We start from the raw sequence: 627 nt of genomic DNA on the forward strand, positions 1-627 counted from the left end.
AATGGGATGTAAGTAATGTTATCGGCATGCCCTTCATGTTTATGGATGCTACTTCTTTTAACCAAGATATAAGTGATTGGGATATTCAAAATGTTATTTCAATGGGTAGTATGTTAGATAATACCAAACTATCTACAGTCAATTACGATGCATTACTTACCAAGTGGGCAGCGCTACCAAATATACAATCTAATGTAACTTTTGGAGTAGAAGGATTAACGTATTGTACTGCACAAGTAGCAAGAGAAAATTTAACAGGCAGTAAACGTTGGAGAATCATTGGGGACACTTCTTGCCCTAGATAGGTATAAGTAGAATTTAGAAGGAAGCTATCATATCATTTGGAAGCTTCCTTTTTTACCAGGTTTTGAATATTCTATATTCAAATTGTCAATCAGTTCTCTTTAAGAACGATATCCATGTTATAAATATCAAATAACATATAACGGATATTCAACACATATAAAACAGCTATATGCAAATTGTTATGTGCACAATACTTGGCAAAAACAACTGCTGTATTACCACTAATAACCATTCGTAATAAAATAAGAACAGGTATCTGTTAGCAGAGATAATATTAAAAATTTAAGCCTCCTTTTATCTATTCTAATACATAAAGCGGGT

The 627-nt window shown here is 32.2% G+C and carries 1 protein-coding gene; it reads left to right on the forward strand.

Annotation, left to right across the window (positions count from 1 at the left end):
* Positions 1-305: BspA family leucine-rich repeat surface protein (locus Z053_RS29605; protein WP_035097300.1), on the forward strand; the 305-nt coding region annotated here is incomplete at its 5' end.
* Positions 306-627: the final 322 nt, after the last annotated feature.

Origin of the sequence: Aquimarina megaterium XH134 (genome assembly GCF_000520975.1) — a bacterium.
Lineage (GTDB): Bacteria > Bacteroidota > Bacteroidia > Flavobacteriales > Flavobacteriaceae > Aquimarina > Aquimarina megaterium.